Origin of the sequence: Paenibacillus canaveralius (genome assembly GCF_047238265.1) — a bacterium.
Taxonomy (GTDB): domain Bacteria; phylum Bacillota; class Bacilli; order Paenibacillales; family NBRC-103111; genus Paenibacillus_F.
Genome location: NZ_JBDFMM010000001.1, coordinates 3,970,966 through 3,987,694, shown reverse-complemented (window position 1 = coordinate 3,987,694; position 16,729 = coordinate 3,970,966). Strand labels below are relative to the sequence as shown.

The 16,729-nt window shown below is 57.1% G+C and carries 13 protein-coding genes, 1 other RNA gene and 2 pseudogenes; 14 read left to right on the top strand and 2 right to left on the bottom strand.

The window, feature by feature from the left end; genetic code table 11:
- The first annotated feature begins 170 nt into the window (after nucleotides 1-170).
- The 4 genes and pseudogenes from ABC395_RS18010 to rnpB all read left to right on the top strand — a co-directional run bounded on the left by ABC395_RS18010 (nucleotide 171) and on the right by rnpB (nucleotide 2,914).
- Nucleotides 171-563, top strand: coding sequence for a hypothetical protein (locus ABC395_RS18010; RefSeq protein ID WP_413005171.1), 393 nt, complete (start codon nucleotides 171-173; stop codon nucleotides 561-563).
- Nucleotides 564-566: 3 nt separating this feature from the next.
- A complete protein-coding gene (locus tag ABC395_RS18005; RefSeq protein WP_413005169.1) occupies nucleotides 567-1,325 on the top strand; it encodes a tRNA (adenine(22)-N(1))-methyltransferase in 759 nt (252 codons plus the stop codon).
- Nucleotides 1,301-2,417: pseudogene (locus ABC395_RS18000) on the top strand (Nif3-like dinuclear metal center hexameric protein). Before ABC395_RS18005 ends, ABC395_RS18000 begins: the two are co-directional and overlap by 25 nt.
- 81 nt (nucleotides 2,418-2,498) lie before the next feature.
- An RNA gene (gene rnpB / locus ABC395_RS17995) (RNase P RNA component class A) lies at nucleotides 2,499-2,914 on the top strand.
- A gap of 320 nt (nucleotides 2,915-3,234) precedes the next feature.
- Here the strand turns inward: rnpB and ABC395_RS17990 are convergent.
- Entirely contained in the window at nucleotides 3,235-5,355 is a 2,121-nt protein-coding gene (locus tag ABC395_RS17990) for a S8 family peptidase (RefSeq protein WP_413005168.1), read from the bottom strand.
- Nucleotides 5,356-5,547: 192 nt separating this feature from the next.
- On the opposite strand from ABC395_RS17990, the gene ABC395_RS17985 reads away from it, so the two are divergent.
- From ABC395_RS17985 to ABC395_RS17945, 9 genes and pseudogenes are all read left to right on the top strand, one after another.
- Nucleotides 5,548-6,048: a YpuI family protein gene (locus ABC395_RS17985; RefSeq protein ID WP_413005167.1), complete on the top strand. Its 501-nt coding sequence runs from the start codon at nucleotides 5,548-5,550 to the stop codon at nucleotides 6,046-6,048.
- 149 nt (nucleotides 6,049-6,197) lie between these two features.
- Nucleotides 6,198-6,407, top strand: coding sequence for a DUF1540 domain-containing protein (locus tag ABC395_RS17980; RefSeq protein ID WP_413005165.1), 210 nt, complete (start codon nucleotides 6,198-6,200; stop codon nucleotides 6,405-6,407).
- Nucleotides 6,408-6,455: 48 nt separating this feature from the next.
- A complete protein-coding gene (locus tag ABC395_RS17975) occupies nucleotides 6,456-6,872 on the top strand; it encodes a hypothetical protein (protein WP_413005164.1) in 417 nt (138 codons plus the stop codon).
- 139 nt (nucleotides 6,873-7,011) lie between these two features.
- Nucleotides 7,012-7,935, top strand: coding sequence for an ABC transporter ATP-binding protein (locus ABC395_RS17970; RefSeq protein WP_413005162.1), 924 nt, complete (start codon nucleotides 7,012-7,014; stop codon nucleotides 7,933-7,935).
- On the top strand, nucleotides 7,932-8,705 hold the full coding sequence (locus ABC395_RS17965) for an ABC transporter permease (RefSeq protein ID WP_413005160.1): 774 nt from the start codon (nucleotides 7,932-7,934) through the stop codon (nucleotides 8,703-8,705). Before ABC395_RS17970 ends, ABC395_RS17965 begins: the two co-directional genes overlap by 4 nt.
- A gap of 124 nt (nucleotides 8,706-8,829) precedes the next feature.
- Nucleotides 8,830-9,615, top strand: coding sequence for a lytic transglycosylase domain-containing protein (locus ABC395_RS17960; protein WP_413005158.1), 786 nt, complete (start codon nucleotides 8,830-8,832; stop codon nucleotides 9,613-9,615).
- Nucleotides 9,616-9,846: 231 nt separating this feature from the next.
- Nucleotides 9,847-11,014 (top strand): annotated as a pseudogene (locus ABC395_RS17955) (cysteine desulfurase family protein).
- A gap of 2 nt (nucleotides 11,015-11,016) precedes the next feature.
- Nucleotides 11,017-12,234: a tRNA uracil 4-sulfurtransferase ThiI gene (gene thiI / locus ABC395_RS17950; RefSeq protein WP_413005156.1), complete on the top strand. Its 1,218-nt coding sequence runs from the start codon at nucleotides 11,017-11,019 to the stop codon at nucleotides 12,232-12,234.
- 169 nt (nucleotides 12,235-12,403) lie between these two features.
- The gene (locus tag ABC395_RS17945; protein WP_413005155.1) at nucleotides 12,404-13,075 is read left to right on the top strand and encodes a TerC family protein; all 672 of its coding nucleotides are present in this window, start codon (nucleotides 12,404-12,406) and stop codon (nucleotides 13,073-13,075) included.
- Nucleotides 13,076-13,555: 480 nt separating this feature from the next.
- Here the strand turns inward: ABC395_RS17945 and ABC395_RS17940 are convergent, their stop codons facing one another.
- Nucleotides 13,556-14,761, bottom strand: coding sequence for an MFS transporter (locus ABC395_RS17940; RefSeq protein ID WP_413005153.1), 1,206 nt, complete (start codon nucleotides 14,759-14,761; stop codon nucleotides 13,556-13,558).
- 162 nt (nucleotides 14,762-14,923) lie between these two features.
- On the opposite strand from ABC395_RS17940, the gene ABC395_RS17935 reads away from it, so the two are divergent.
- On the top strand, nucleotides 14,924-16,657 hold the full coding sequence (locus ABC395_RS17935) for an alkaline phosphatase (protein WP_413005151.1): 1,734 nt from the start codon (nucleotides 14,924-14,926) through the stop codon (nucleotides 16,655-16,657).
- The last annotated feature ends 72 nt before the right edge of the window (nucleotides 16,658-16,729 follow it).

Sequence of the window (16,729 nt, the reverse complement as noted above, 5' to 3'; positions counted from 1 at the left end):
TTCCGCCGTATTTGTTGTATCTTGGTATATAATCGGCTTCCGGCAAAAAGAAGAGCAGCCTTTCAGGGCTCAGCTTTCGACGGGCATCGCTTCGGCGTCCCTGATCGGTTTCGGTGTCTGGATACTTTACGGAAACGGCCTTACTTCGCAGTCTGTATTTGGGGTCCTTCGTGGCACTCTGCGGCCTTATTTGGCTGCTTGTCGGCCTTCTGGGGCGGACGCCGCTTCTTCAATACTGCGGATGGCTGGCGCTGCTTATCACTTACGGGTTCGTGTTAAGCCAGCGTCTGGAGCCCGCTACCTGGTACAAGCTCCAGCTTGCCTGGCTCCCGCTTTCTTTTATCCTCATGTGGATCGGCTGGCTGATTCAGCACCGCTGGAAGAAACCCGGACTGGTTCTTCTGCTTGCGGGTGCGACCGTATGGATCGCGCCGGAGCTGTTCGGACTGGCCTGGGGCACCTCGGCCCAGCAGTTTCTCCAGCTTTCGCTGGCCGGTAAGGTGGCGGCGGCGGGAATCGCGCTGTTCGCCTACCGTAAAAATTGGACGGAATGGGTTGCTTAAAATATGGTAAAATTGTCTCAACGTTTATTGGAAATTGCGAAAAAAGTCCCTCAAGGGGCAAAACTTGCGGATATCGGATCCGATCATGCCCTGCTGCCGACTTATCTGGTGCAGCAGGGCACTGTTCCGTCTGCGGTTGCGGGCGAAGTGAACCGCGGTCCGGCCGAGGCGGCGCAGCGCCAGGTACGCGACGCCAACCTGAGCGGGCGGATTGAGGTCCGGCTCGGGGACGGACTCTCCGTGCTGCGGCCGGGCGAGGTAGATGTGGTGACAATCGCGGGCATGGGCGGAGCTTTGATCGCGTCCATTCTCGATGCGGGCGAAGACAAGCTTGCGGGCGTGTCCATGCTGATTTTGCAGCCTAACGTAGGCGAGGATATTGTTCGCTGGTGGCTGCGCAGTCACGGCTGGCACCTGGCCGGCGAGACCATCCTGGAAGAAGACGGCAAAATTTATGAAATTTTGACGGCCGTCCGGATGAAGCCGGAGGATGAAAAGGATGCCGCGTTATATGCGGACCGCATTGTTCACGGACTCACGCTGTCCGGCGACAAACTCTTGCAGATGGGGCCCTATCTGACTCAAGATCCCCCCGCGGTCTGGTTTGCGAAGTGGGAGTACGAACTTGATAAACTGGCTATGATCCGCAGACAGCTCGACCGTTCGGTTTCCGGAAACGCGGAAGAGAAACGCGCCGCGCTGGAGACGGAAATCTCGCGCATCAAGGAGGTTCTGGAATGTTTGCGAAAGGACAAACCGTAATTCAATTGTTCGAAAAGCTGGCGCCCAAACACTATGCGGTGCCTGACGATAAAATCGGCCTGCAGTCTCGGTACGCTGCAGAAGGAGATCAAAAAAATTCTCGTCGCGCTGGATGTGACCGACGAAGTTGTGGAGGAAGCGGTCCGGACGGGCGCGGATCTGATTATCGCGCATCATGCGATCATTTTCCGCCCTTTGGCCCACCTTCAGACGGATACACCGGCGGGACGGCTGTACGAGAAGCTCATCAAGAACAATATCGCGGTCTATATCGCGCATACGAATCTGGATGTGGCGGAAGGAGGCATCAACGACCTGATGGCCGAAGCTCTCGGCTTGAAGGATCTGGTGCCTCTGGACGAGGTTCACACGGAGAAGCTCAGCAAGCTGGTCGTCTTCGTGCCGGAAAGCCATCACGAAAAGGTGCTGCAGGCGCTGTTCCAGGCCGGAGCGGGCTGGATCGGGGACTACAGCCACTGTTCGTTCAACATTCCCGGCACGGGGACGTTTATGCCCCGCGAGGGCACGAAGCCCTTCCTGGGCGAGCAGGGCAAGCTGGAGCGCGCGGATGAGGTGCGCGTGGAGACGATTGTGCCCGCAAGCATTCAGCGGGCGGTTGTGCAGGCGCTGCTGAAGGCGCATCCGTATGAAGAGGTCGCTTACGACCTCTATCCGATGGACCTCAAAGGCCGCACGTTCGGCCTTGGACGCGCCGGCAAGCTGCCGGAGCCTCTTACGCTGCGCGAGCTTGTCGCGGCAGCGAAAGAGGCCTTCGACGTGCCGGTGGTGCGCGTCGTCGGCGATCTGGACCGCACCGTCCGCAAGGCGGCGGTGCTTGGGGGTTCCGGCGGCCGGTATGTGCGCGGCGCGATGTTTGCGGGAGCCGATGTCCTCGTGACCGGGGACATCGACTACCACACCGCGCATGACGCGCTGGCCGCCGGCATGTGCCTGATCGACGTGGGGCACAACGTCGAGAAAATCATGAAGCGCGCGGTGGCGGATTACATGAACCGCGCGCTTGCCGAAAAGAAATACGAAACGGTTGCGGCGGCATCGGAACCGAGCACGGAACCGTTCCAGTTTGTCTAAAAAAACGTGAATTGGCTGCATTCCCAGTCATTCGTTGTTGAATTCGGCGCCGATAACCTGTATACTAGCAAATGTTCTCGGAAAGTTTGACAGACAATCGCTGGCGGTGCTTGCATCGCGAGAGGAAAGTCCGGGCTCCATAGGGCAGGGTGCTGGATAACGTCCAGTCAGCGCGAGCTGAAGGATAGTGCCACAGAAATGGACCGCCGATGGCGTCGCAAGACGCACAGGCAAGGGTGGAACCGTGGTGTAAGAGACCACGAGGGGTACTGGTGACTTTACCCCTGGTAAACCCCACTTGGAGCAAGACCTAATGGGACGCGGTCTGCAGGCTTTGCCTGACAGACAGCCTTAGCCCGAGGCGCGTCCGGGTTGGTCGCTTGAGCTGTATAGCAATGTATGGCCTAGATAGATGATTGTCACTTCAATGGTGGGAGGGTATCGTAGCCCGCTGCACCACCGGAAGTACAGAACCCGGCTTACGGCAAGCTTTCCATCCTTACGACATCGAAAAACCGCCCGTTATCTTCGGATAACGAGGCGGTTTTTGAGTTGCGCAGAGGGACGCGTATTTTTTGAAACTCCGCCGTGCACTAAAACCGGCGGAGTTTATTTTATTACCGGGCCGTTTGTTCACTGGCTTGCTGTCTGCATCTCGGTTGAATGTACTCGGTTCGAGCTGCCAGTTGTAAAGCTGTAGATGCCGCTGGCATGTGCCCACTTCGACCGATCCGTCATCTAAGCGGGACATCGCACGCGGGAGGCTGGCGCGTAGTGCGAAGCCAAAATCCCGGGCTGAATGCAGCCGGCCGGCGGGTTAAGGGGCTGCGGGCACCGGTGCCGTCCCCGGAAGACCGGCCTGTGTCGGTCCGCGGCCTAGGGCGGCCTCAACCGCTTTGTCGACATTGATGAGGCCGAACCCGAAGGAAGCGTCGCGGCCTTTGTCGCCGATATCCGAGGCCGTCTGGCGCATCAGTTCCATCACCTCGGTATTCTTGAGGGACGGATTCGCCGAACGGAGCAGGGCCGCCAGCGCCGTCACATGCGGACAGGCCATGGAAGTGCCGGAAAGCGCCGCATATTGATTCTGCGGGTAGGTGCTGGCGATGCTGACACCGGGAGCGGCCACGTCGATATAGTCGCCGTAGTTCGAGAAAGAGGCACGCTCGTTGCCGGAATCCGTGGCGGCGACGGCAAACACTTCGGGATAAGCCGCGGGATAGCCCGGGCGTTCCGTGTTGTCGTTGCCGCTGGCGGCGATCAGGACCACGTCTCGGTCGTAGGCATATTTGATGGCATCGTGAAGAAAATCCGAGCTGGCATAGTTGCCGAGACTGAGGTTAATCACCTTGGCGCCGTGGTCGGTAGCCCAGATGATTCCCTGGGCGACGGCATAGGTGCTGCCCACTCCGCTGCTGTCGAGAGCTTTGACCGGCATAATTTTGTTATACCAAGTCATACCGGCTACTCCCAATCCGTTGTTGACCTGCGCGCCGATAATTCCGGCTACGTGGGTGCCGTGTCCGACATCATCCATCGGCTGCGCGGCCGTATCGAGCACGTTGTAGCCCTCCACGAGCTGACCCTTAAGGTCCTCATGATTGATGTCGGCTCCCGTATCCACAATCGCGACCGTAACATCCTGCGTGCCCTTGTTAAAATTCCAGCCCCTCAGCGTATTCGTGATCGGAAGGTTCCACTGATATTTGTTGAAAAGTACGTCGTTGGGAATGACGTCAGGCTGCGCGGCCGCCTGCTCGCCGGTTCCCGAACGCTGCAATTCTGAATTGTCGTTCCGGCCGCCTGGCCACCAATCAAAAAACCAGCTTAACGGTTTGACCCCGCGGGAAAGGTCATTCGTTTCGTAAATATAATGCGGCTCCACAAAACGCACATCCTGACGCTTACGGAAATAATCCATCAGCTGGCGGGCTTCCAGGCTCCGGGCGGTAATAATATACGTATTGCCGATGAGCTTCACTTTGGTAGCGCCGATCTCGGTCCGGATTCGGGAGAGCTCGGCATCACGCAGGGGCCGGTTAAACTGGACGACGACATCGTGGCGCTCGTAATGACTGGTGCCTTCATGGTCCTCGGGATGAGTAACGCGCTTGCTGCGGAGCGTTTCGGTATCCACACTCTCGATTTTCCAGCGGTTTTTATCAGAATGGAAAGATTGCAGGCGGAGATTTTTACGCTGATGATTGGAAACCTCCTGCAAAATATGCTGGCGTACGACGGCTACGACGGAGCTCTTCTTGTCGGGAGCGGGCACGTTCAGTACAAAGTAGGGTTTATCGGCTGCCGTGAAATTAGGCGACTGATAAGCGTTTCCTTGTGCGGCCGCTTTTTTTGCCTCTTCGATATAAGGCTGCGCAACCTTGGCAAGTTCTCGGGGCAGTTTGCCGGAGACGATTTCCCGGGAAGCGGAACCGGACAGAGCTGATGCGCCGGGAGTCTGGGGGGCGCCGGTCGTACCGGTGCTGCCGGAAACAGCCGAACCGGTTTTGGCGGAGGAGCTGCCGGAACTGCCCGCGGCACCCGCACCATGACCGGACGGAGCCGGTGCTGCTCCGGGAGAGACAGGTGTGCCTGCAGAAGGGGAACCGCCCGAAGCGGTGCCGCTGTCGGTTTTTACGGGAATCCAATTCAGCATAATGATATGGCCGTGCTTGTTCTGCATCTCACGCAGTGTTTCTTTGATTTTCTTGGGATCGGCTTGGTTCAGGGAGGCGTACATCCGGTTAACATGGAGAAGGCATTGGTTCCGGCACAATTGGTCGGTAACGGCGACATCCTGCTCCACGACCGCTTGTTTATATTTCAGCTCGGCTTCCGGCTGTACGTGACGGGCTTCGGGTTTCGTCTGGCAGGCGCTCGTTACGACAAGCAGGCTGCCGAGGATCATGCCGCCGATGGCGGCAGTAGGGCGTCGCATGGTCGGAGGCCTCCTTTCCTTCGTCTGGGACTGAATAAAAGTAGGGTGGGAAAGGGGCGCTTTTTTTATACCGAAGCCCGACATTTCCCCTCAAGAATCGGGTACCTTTTCCAGAGAAAGTGTGATACTATATGGATGGGCTGAGCCGGGTGCGAGTTCCCGCTCTGTTAACTAGAGGAGGTCATAACCGTAATGGCAATGGATAATGTTAAGAAGGCGTGCGAGACAACGAGAAAGAAACTGAAGGAAGCGGCGGACCGTATTGAGTCGTTTCTGAACACCTACTCTCTTCCGCAGTTGAATGCAGAGTCCGATCCCGAAATGGAAGATTTCTACCGCGGCTATTTGCAGGATACTCGTCATCTGCTTGTTTTCTGCGAAGTGGCTTACGAGAAGCTTGGAGTCAGCTTGCGCAGACCGACCTTCAATGTGGACTTTACCGAAAAAGTGCTGTATGAAGCGTACCACAACTGTATCAGCCCCTTCTTTTACCCGAAGAACGAGTGCTACTCCGAAGACGGCCGTTACGCTTATACCGGACAGGATGCCATCCGTTTCCGCAAAAAACCGAATCGTGAAGTACGCGATCTGACGATTGAATTGTCTAAAATTTTCGAAGAGCTCCGCGAAGAACTGTCTTACTATGAAAATGACTACATTACCCAGCGCCGCATGCAGGGCGAACGGGTTTAAAATAAGAGAAATGAAGCCTCCGTACGCGGGGGCTTTTTTGTTGCGTCTAGATTGGAGCCAAAGTCCGGCTCGGGCTGTCAGGTTGTGACAGGACTCCCCGCGGATATCCGCAGAGCCTTCGTGAGACCCTATGCTTGGGGGTGATCGATATGCCAGAAGTCAAATGCGCCGTTGCGAACTGTGCCTACTGGGGACAGGGGAACAACTGCCGCGCGGATATCATTATGATCGAAGTGGACGAGCATGCGAATGCCGACCTGTCTTCCGAATTTGCCGGTGAAGAATTTGATACGCGTCATAAGGATCAGGCTGCGGACCGTGCCAATACGTGCTGCCACACGTTCAAAGAGAAGAAGTAAACATACGCACCCGGAATTCCTCAGCACAATAAGAGGAGGTCTTCACGTATGACTCACCACAAGAGCCATAAGAAGCACGAGCATACGCAGGAACATGCTCAAAAGCTTGACCCGGCCGAAGCGAATTCAGCTGCGGTTAAGGAGCAAGCCGGGCGTTCGGACCGTGAGGAATATGCGGTCGAGCTGGCTCCCGGGCTAGGGGGACGTCCTGTAGAAGACGCAGGCGCCCGCAGCAGGGAGGAAGCAGACTCGGATTCGTGGGTGAGCGCCCGTACGCTCGGAATGATGGCGCTCGTGTCGTCCGTTCTTTCTTTTTTCTTCCTGCCGTTTGTGCTGGGTCCCCTCGGGGCGATTCTCGGTTACATGGCGTTTGCCGACGGAAGCAGGAAGGCCGGCGGCTGGGCGATAGCGATCGGACTGATCAGTTTTTTCTCCCATTTATTTTTCGTGCCGTTTGTGATCTAGCAAATGGCGAAAAAGGGCCCCCGGGCCCTTTTTTCCGTGCGGTTATGAACATGAAAGGGCGGCCCCGATTAGACGAAACCCCCTTAAACCGTTATAATTTGCTCAGACATGCTAGTACTGGATAGGATTGGAGGAGCAAATGGAAAACGAACAAGCTATGGAACTGGTAGGCGTATCGAAAACGATAGGCGGAAAACCGATTATCAAGGACTTGTCCTTCTCCGTCCGGCGGGGGGAGATTTGCGGTTTTCTGGGACCGAACGGCTCCGGCAAAACGACGACAATCCGCATGATGGTCGGCTTGATGTCGATGAGCGCGGGTGAAATCCGGATTGCGGGATATCCCGTCAAAACGCAGCGTTCCGAGGCGCTTGCCCACGTGGGCGCCATCGTCGAAAACCCCGAGCTGTACCCGTATATGTCCGGCTATAAAAATCTCGTCCACTTTGCCCGGATGGCGGCTGAACGCATACCGGCGGGACGGATGGACGAAATCGTAGAGCTGGTCGGGCTGACCGATGCGATTCACGACAAAGTCAAAACATACTCGCTCGGCATGAGGCAAAGGCTGGGAATCGCCCAGGCGCTTCTTCACCGGCCGACGGTGCTTATTCTGGATGAACCGACCAACGGACTCGATCCGGCCGGCATACGGGAACTGCGCGATTATTTGCGGAACCTGGCCAAGACGGAATCGATTGCGATTCTCATCTCTTCCCATCTTCTGGCCGAGGTCGAGCTGATCTGCGACCGTGCCTTGATCATTCAGGAAGGACGGCTTGTCGGCGAACGCATTATTCGGGGCGGTGCGACCTCGGAGGACGAGCTGGTGCTGGTCGAATTCGAACTGAAAGGAATCGAGGCCGGCGAGCATACGGCGGGGGAATACGGGCTGCTGAGGCGCGAAAACGGGCTGTACACCGCCAATTTGTCCAAGTCGGCGATTCCGCAAGTCGTGGCCCGGCTTGTCGGACAGGGGATAGACGTGTATCAGGTGGCTATCCGCAAGCCGACGCTTGAAGATACCTTCCTCCAACTGACGAAAGGAGAGGACAGCCGATGAAATTCCTTTCGCTCGTACAAAATGAAATGATGAAAATCACAAGCAAAAAATCGACATGGATTTTCTATATTTTTCTGCTGCTGCTCAGTCTGTTTGTCGGTCTGCCCATTAAACTGTGGATCACCGGCTATTCGGAAGGCCACAATTACATCAGCTTTGCCAGTACCGTTTTTATGGTCTGCTCGCTGTTTGTTACCTTGTTTGCCCTCGTACTCGGGGCGCAGACGGTGACGGAAGAGTACAAGGACGGAACGATCAAGCAGCTGCTAATTCGCCCGGCGAGCAGGACGGCCGTTCTGCTGTCGAAGTATACGGCGTGCGTGATTATGGTGCTCATCGCTTACGCGGTTCTTTTTGTAAGCTCCGTAGCGGTAGGGGCAGCCTTATTCGGAACGGCGGAGCTGCCTAACGAGCATTTTGTCGTACTGTCCAGCGCGTATTGGTATTCGCTGCCGGACATGCTTTTTATGTTCACGCTCGCTTTCTTTATCGCGACGGTGTTCCGCAGCAGCGCGCTGGCGATTACGGTGGCCATCGTCATGAATCTGGCGGGTTCCGCTTTTGCGGCCCTGCAGTACAATTGGGCCCGGTATTTGATTTTCAACAATACGAACTGGAAAATCTATGACCCGAATCCTCTTGTCAACCAGGGTACGCCGCCACCTTTTCCGGGAATGACTTTGGGGTTTTCGCTGACGATCTATGTGCTGCATCTGGCCGTTCTCCTGGGCATTACGATCCTGGTGTTCCGGAAAAGAGACGTAGCATGAACGGGTAATTCAGGTTACGGAGACGGATTTCCTGCGAATTTGGCAAAAAGGGTTCAAAAGGGGGCTCTTTTTGCCGATATAAGGTTTATAATTTGCTCATGGGCTTACAAACGGGGATGAGAAAATGGCATCAATTGATCCGCGATTAATGAAAGAGCTTTTAAAACTGGAGATGCTGAACAAATCGTCGCTGTTTTCCGGCGCCGGCGGAGGAGTGTCCGGTGCCTCCGAACCGGGTGAGGAGTTCAGCTCGCTCCTCAACACGCTTCTCATGGAGCAAAGCGGCCTGTCCGCAGAACCGTCCGGGGAGGACGGCCTCGGCATTCTGCCGCTGGAGGCGCTTCAGGGCGCATGGACGGGCTCCGCAGGAGCGGTTCCCGCTGCCGCCGGCACAGGCTTAAGCGTTCAGCGGCAGGCGAAAGCACTCCGTTCCTATGAAACGGCCGCGGGAGCCGTACAAGCTTCCCTGCCCGCTTCCGCGCGCGAAGCGGCTTATGACGCTTATATCGTCCAAGCGAGCGAGCGTACGGGCGTAGATCCCGCGCTGATTAAAGCGGTGATCCGCCAGGAGTCTTCCTTTAACCCGAATACGGTCTCGAGAGCGGGGGCCAAGGGGCTTATGCAGCTGATGGACGGTACGGCAAACGGCCTGGGCGTCACGAACGCTTTCGATCCGCAGCAGAACATCCAGGGCGGAGCGCAGTACTTGTCTTACCAGCTTAAGCGTTTCGACGGAAATGTCGGCGTCGCTCTGGCGGCGTATAACGCGGGACCCGGACGGGTCAACAAGCTGGGCATCAAAAACGATTCCGATTTACTAGAGAAAATGCATCTGCTGCCGAACGAAACCCAGCAGTATGTGAAAAAGGTTATGAATGCCAAAGAACGGTACGATCGGGAGTTTACTTAAGTCTGAATACTTATGCAAAGAAGCGGTTTCTCCGGCGTGGAGAGGCCGCTTCTTTCGTTTTTCGGCAGGTTCGTGAAGGTTCGGGAGCGATCTTGGAAGAGGCAATCGGCTTGCTTCCAAGATCGGGGCGGCTTGTGTTCGTGGTAGTTTTGCGATTTAATGAGGAATATGCACGTGACAGGCGCAATACCCTTAACGCGATCTTTTTTCAATAAGAAAGGACAGAGATAGATGCTTTATTTGGATAACGCGGCAACGACCCAGCCTTACAAGGAAGTGGCACAGACGGTTGCGGACGTCATGCTCCAGCATTTCGGCAACCCGTCTTCGATTCATAAATTCGGCCTGGACGCCGAGAAACTGGTTAGAAAAAGCCGTGAAGTGATTGCCTCCGTTCTTAAGGCGCGGCCGGAAGAAATCATTTTTACGTCGGGCGGTACGGAGAGCAGCAATCTGGCCATCAAAGGAGCGGCTTACCGCTACCGCAGCCGGGGCCGTCATCTGATCACGACGGCGGTCGAACACGCGTCCGTGACGGAGGCTTTCCGTCAGTCTGCAGGCGGAAGGCTTTGACGTGACGGTACTTCCCGTAGACGAAACGGGTCAAGTCCGTGTGGAGGACGTAAAAGCCGCCGTCACCGGGGAAACCATTCTCGTCAGCGTCATGCATGTCAACAACGAGATGGGGCGGATACAGCCGATCGGAGAGATCGGCAAGTGGCTGCGCGGGAAGCAGACCGTGCTGTTCCATGTGGACGCCGTACAGGGAGTGGGCAAACTGCCTCTTTCTCCGGATGAGCTGGGCATCGACCTGATGAGCGCTTCCGCCCATAAGTTCAAGGGGCCCAAAGGGGCGGGCTTCCTCTACAAGCGGACGGGCATCGACCTTCAGGCCCAGCTTGCCGGCGGAGGCCAGGAACAGGGAATGCGCTCGGGTACCGAGAACGTGCCCTTGATCGTCGGAATGGCCAAAGCGCTCCGGATCGCTACCGATAATCTGGAAGAAGATATCCGGCGTAAGCGGGCCTTCCGCACCATTGCGGTCGAAGGCATTCTCGGGTTGCCCGAGCTGGCTCTGACAGGTTCCCGCGATGAGGAAGACATGGCGCCTCATATCGTACATTTTTGTTACCCGGGCATGAATTCCGAAGTTGTCGTACATGCTTTGGAGCAGCGCGGCATATATATATCAACGAAGTCGGCTTGTTCTTCGGGAGAGCCTGAACCGAGCAAAGTGCTGCTTTCCATGGGACTGGACCGCGCGCATGCTTCAAGCGGCCTGCGGGTGAGCTGGACCGAAGAGCATACGGAAGCGGATGCCCGCCGGTTCGTGGAAGCGCTCCGCGGCGTAATCGCGGGACTCGTTCCGGTGTCCGCGCGGACGAAAGGGGGACGCTGATCATGATGTCCCCTTTGAAGCCCGATCTGCTGCTCGTCCGTTTCGGGGAAATGATGCTGAAAGGCAAAAACCGCTCGCGGTTTGAAAAGAAAGTCGTGAGCCAGCTCCGCGGCGTTCTTGCCCCTTTTACGCAGGTCAAGCTGGTCACCGAATACGGCCGGGTGTATATCCGGCTCTCCGATGCGTCCGCCGAAGATGTAGGCAGAGCCGTCTCGAAAGTATTCGGTATTGAAACGTACAGTCCCGTGTACACGGCTCCATCCGACAGCGAAGCGATTCAGGCGGTGGCGGTCGCGCTTATGAAGAAAGTCGTGAAGCGCCCGCAGACGTTTAAAGTGGAAGTAAAGCGCGTGGATAAAAGCTTCCCGTTCGATACGCCGGAAATGAACCGTATCGTCGGCGGCGCCGTGCTCCGGGCTTGTCCGGAGCTCAGCGTAGATGTGCGCAGCCCCGAAACGACACTCCGGGTGGAGCTTCGGGAGAAAGGGGCGCTGCTGTTCGTGGAGACCTTCGAGGGAGCGGGCGGTTACCCGCTCGGCACGAACGGCAAAGCCGTGCTCCTGCTCTCCGGCGGGATCGACAGCCCGGTAGCGGGCTGGCAGGCGATGCGCCGGGGGCTTGAGCTGGAAGCTGTGCATTTCCACAGCTTCCCGTACACGAGCGAGCGGGCCAAGGAGAAGGTGATCCAGCTGGCCCGCAAGCTGTCCGCGTACAGCGGCGGAAGCATCAAGCTGCACCTCGTGTCTTTCACCGAGGTGCAGACGTCGATTTATGCCGCGTACAAGGACAATCTGCTCGTCACCATTCTCCGCCGCGCCATGTACCGCATCGCGGAGCTGATTGCGGAGAAGGAGAAGGCGCTGGCGCTGGTGACGGGAGAAAGTCTCGGGCAGGTGGCGAGCCAGACGCTGCCGAGCTTGAACGCGATCGGCCGGGCCGTATCGCTTCCCGTTCTGCAGCCTTTGATTGCGACGGACAAGAAGGATATCATCCGCATGGCCGAGCAGATCGATACGTACACGTTATCGATTCAGCCTTATGAAGACTGCTGCACGCTGTTCCTGCCGCCGTCGCCGAGCACAAACCCGAACCTCCGGGTCATCGAGGCGATCGAAAGAGGCCTTCCGCAGCTGCATGAATGGATTCTGCGGGCCGTGCAGGAGGCGGAAACCATCGTCGTGACTCCCGGGGATGGGGCGGAGGAAGACGCCTACTTCTGACTCTTTCTTCCGGTTTCGGAAGATGAGAAGGCGGGCGGGGTCCGGCGCAGTGAGGCGCGGGGGCTGCGGACAAAGCGCAACGGGGTACGGCAGCGGGCAGCTTTAGGTTCTAAGCTTCAGGCGGCTTTGACCGCGCGAATGGAGCCGGAAGCGGAAGGAGAGAAGCGGTGTGCTCGAACAGCTTGGACTGTTTCTGCAAATCATGCTGATCAACATCGTACTCAGCGGAGACAATGCCGTCGTCATCGCGATGGCAAGCAAGAACCTGCCGGCCGCGCAGCGCAGACAGGCCGTATGGTGGGGGGCTTTCGGGGCGATCGCCCTGCGGCTGATTCTGACCATTATCGCCGTGGGCGTCCTGAAAATCCCTTTTATCCAGGCGGCAGGCTCGGTATTCCTGCTCTGGATAGCGGTGAAGCTGCTGCTGGACAATAACGCCCACTCATCCGTCCAGCAGGCAGGCACGCTGTCGAAGGCGGTATGGACGATCATCGCGGCCGATTTTGTCATGAGTCTGGACAACGTTCTGGCGATTGCAGCCGCTGCCGGGAACAATCTGACCATCCTGATTCTGGGGATCGGGCTGAGCATTCCCATCATCATTTGGGGAAGTGCCGTCGTCGTCGAGCTGCTGGAGAAAATGCCGGTGCTCATTTATATGGGAGCCGCCGTTCTGGGTTTTACCGCAGGAGAGATGTTTCTCAGCGATGCGAAGCTGAGCGGCTGGCTTCTCGGAGAATGGCCGCATTGGCCGGTACCTTGGCTGGGGGCCATTCTGGTCGTTGCCGCCGGCCTGGTAAAAAAGTGGCTCTTTCCGCCGAAAAGAAAAACGGTGTTCTGACGCGGCTTCGCGCTCTAGCCCGCTTTACCAGAGTGCGGACGGAATCCGAGCATTCAATCGGCCGGCCCTTCGGGGCCGGCCTTTTCATGCGGGATGCGATAGGGGAAGATGCTCACAATGGATAACGGTGCTCATTAGTGATTACAAGGATATGTATATGTAAGCCGGAAGTCGTCGCTCGATCGGCGCCGCTAATTGAACTGGATGAGCCCGATACCGGCCGTTTAAACCGTCTTGCGCAATAAAAACCGCCGTTACTTCCGGAGTAACGGCGGTTTTTATTTAGGATCGGGTCATTCCGGCAAACCCGCAGCCTGCATCGGCTGCGGCGTCAAATTGCGGCGAAGCTGATGCATGGGGCGCATGAGAGTGCATAGGATTGATGCAGAGCATGGAGATCCGCATGGTGCGCCGGGAGTCGGCACCGGACGGTGAGACGTTCCGTTTGCCCGCCGTGCGCCCGATATGCCGGGTGCCTGGCTAAGCCGCGTTGAGTTGCGCGCTTTTGCGCCGGTTTTGCAGCAGATAAGTGCTGTAAATGACAAGCAGAAGCACGATGAGCAGCACGGACCAGCGGTATGCGGCCCCGTAACCGCCTACCAGGGAAGCGAAGGCGCCGAGCAGCATCGAGCCGGTCCCGATGCCCAGATCGTTGGCGGAATAGAACGTGCCGTTGGCCGCTCCCCTTCTGGACGGCTCCGTCCGGTCGATCGTCCACGCGAGCAGGGCCGGCTGCACGGAGCCGAATCCCGCTCCGAATACAGCGGCGGCTGCAGCCAGAGACGTGGCGGAATGGGCGTAGGAGAGCAGCCACAAACCCGCGCCCGTAAAGAAGGCGCCCGGATACAGCACCCATGCCGGCCCTTTGCGGTCATAGACCAGCCCTGTCAGCGGACGGGTGATCAGCAGCATGACCGCATTGGAGACGAAGAACCAGCCGACGTTGCCGATCCCCGCTTCCTTGCCGAACAGGGTAAGGAATGTGACGATGCCGCCGTAGCAGACGGCCGTGAAAAACAGCAGAAGGGACGGAAGCAGCGCCCGGGGTTCGATCAACCCTTTACGAAACTCGCGCCATGAAAAGGAGACGGAAGCGGCTCGTTTGTTCTGCCCCGGACGAATCAGCAAGGAGAGCAGCAAAGCCGAGAAAGCGAGGACGGTGGAGAAGATGAACAAGGGGTGAAAGCCGTACTTCGCAGCGATCCACAAGCCTGTCAATGGGGCCAGGGCCATCGCCATCGTATTGGATAGGCCGTATAGGCCCATTCCTTCGCCCCGGCGCTCGGAAGGGATAATATCCGATATCACCGTCCCGAGCGAAGTGGTCGAAATTCCCCAGCCGATTCCGTGAATAAACCGGAGTGCCAGCAGCATGGCGACAACGGCGGCGGCCGAATAGCCGAGCACGGAAAGACCGCACAAAGCGAGCCCCGCCGAGAGCACATGTTTTCTGCCGATGGTGTCGAGCGCTTTGCCCGCGAACGGACGTGTCAGCAGGGAGGCGACGGTGAAGGTGCCCATAGCCAATCCGATCTGGGTCTGTCCGCCGCCGATTCCGGCCGCATACAGCGGAATGGTCGGTATAAGCAGCTGAAAACTGAAAAATAAAAGCAGGTTCGAAAGGGAGGTTACCGCAAAGTCTCGGGTCCAGAGCGGTTTTTTCCCGGTATTTCTTTTCGCAGCCATCTCCGTTCTCCTGTTCTACTGGTTACCGGTAGTATCCCCTTTTTACATCGGCTTAATAGTATCTCCTTAATTTAACAAACTTGCGCGCTTTCTTTTAACTGTCCGAAATAGTAAAGCCGTACGATGAAACTTGTTGGGAACTTAAAGTCGGAGGGGATTCTTTTGAAAAAGATCATTCATCGTTCCGTTATTGCCGGAACGGCAATCGCGCTTCTTCCACTCACGCTGGCAAGCGGTGCCCTGGCTGCAGGCACACCGGATGCCGCGAAAGATCAGAAGGCTTTATCCAAGAACGTGATCGTGCTGATCGGCGACGGGATGGGACCGGCACAGGTGTCGGCCGGACGTACGTTTTCCAAACATAAGCTGGGCAAAGATCATCTGGAGCTCGACTCTTACTACGTCGGACAAGCCACTACATATGCGGATCGCGGGGAAGACGGCGGCACCATCGTGTCGGGTGAAGTGACCGATTCGGCTTCGGCCGGAACGGCTTTCGCAACGGGCAACAAAACATACAACGCGGCGATCAGCGTCTCGAACGAAGACGTATCCAAGCCGTTCGCTTCCGTAATCGAAGCTTCCGAGCTCGCCGGCAAAGCGACGGGACTTGTCACCACAGCCCGTATTACTCACGCGACACCGGCCGTATACGCCTCGCACGTGCGCAACCGCGACAACGAGAGCGCCATCGCGTCCCAATATTTGAACGACGGCGATGTGGACGTGCTTTTCGGCGGCGGCAAGCAGTTTTTCCTGAGCAAGGACGAGAAAGGCAAACGGACGGACAAAACGATCATTCCGGATTTCGAAAAAGAAGGTTACAAAGTGGTGTACGACAAGCAAGGGCTGGCATCGCTGGACGGAAAAACCGGCAAAGCGCTCGGCCTGTTCGGAAACTCCCACGTGGATTATGTGCTTGACCGTACGAATACCGTGCCTAATCTCGCGGAAATGACCAGTAAAGCGATCGATATTCTTTCCGCTAATCCGAAGGGCTTTACGATGATGGTAGAGGGCGGACGTATCGACCATGCGGGACATGCGAACGATCTGCCGTCCGTCGTGCAGGAAATGCTGGATTTCGACGCAGCCGTTAAAGTCGCCGTGGAATTTGCGAAAAAAGACGGCAACACATCCGTCGTCGTTACGGCGGATCACGAAACCGGCGGCCTGTCGCTTTCACGCGACAACATTTACGAGATCAACGTGGACGCTTGGGACGATCAGCAAAAATCGTCGGAACTGATCGGCGGGGAACTCAAAAACGCCAAAACCGTCGAAGACGTAAAAGCGCTCGTAGCCAAATACACCGGTCACACGGATCTGACCGACGACGAAGCGAAATTCATTCTCGCCGGAGACGGTTCTTCGTACAAACAGGAAGGCGCGTTTAACGCCGTCATGTCCAAACGCTACCTTGTAGGCTGGTCGGGACACGGTCATTCCGCCGTCGACGTAGGCGTATGGGCTTACGGGCCGATCGCCGAGAAGGTAAAAGGCCAGATCGACAACACCGATATCGCGCGCGCCGTGGCTTCCGTGGCGGGCATCGATCTGAAAGCGGCGACAGACAAGCTGCAAAGCGAATATGCCTACCCGAAATTCAAAGTGACCCGCGAAGGCGCGGTGCTTTATCCGGCGAGAGCGCTGGCTGAAACGCTGGGTGCCGAAGTGAAATGGAACGGGGATGCACGCGAAGTCGTTCTGAGCGCGGGCGGCAGCAGTCTTTCCGTAAACATCGATACGCAGGCAGCGGCGTTGAACGGCCAGGCAAGCGGCTTTAAAGCGAACATCGATAACAACGTCCTCTATCTTCCTCTGGAAGCATTCAACAAGCTTACGGGCAAAAACTTGACATGGGACGCGCTCTCCGAGCGGATCAAGCTGAAATAATCGGCCGGGCGGAGCAGTACCGGCAACATCCGACGGACAGGGGCATGAAGCTCCTGTCCGTTTTCATTGGAG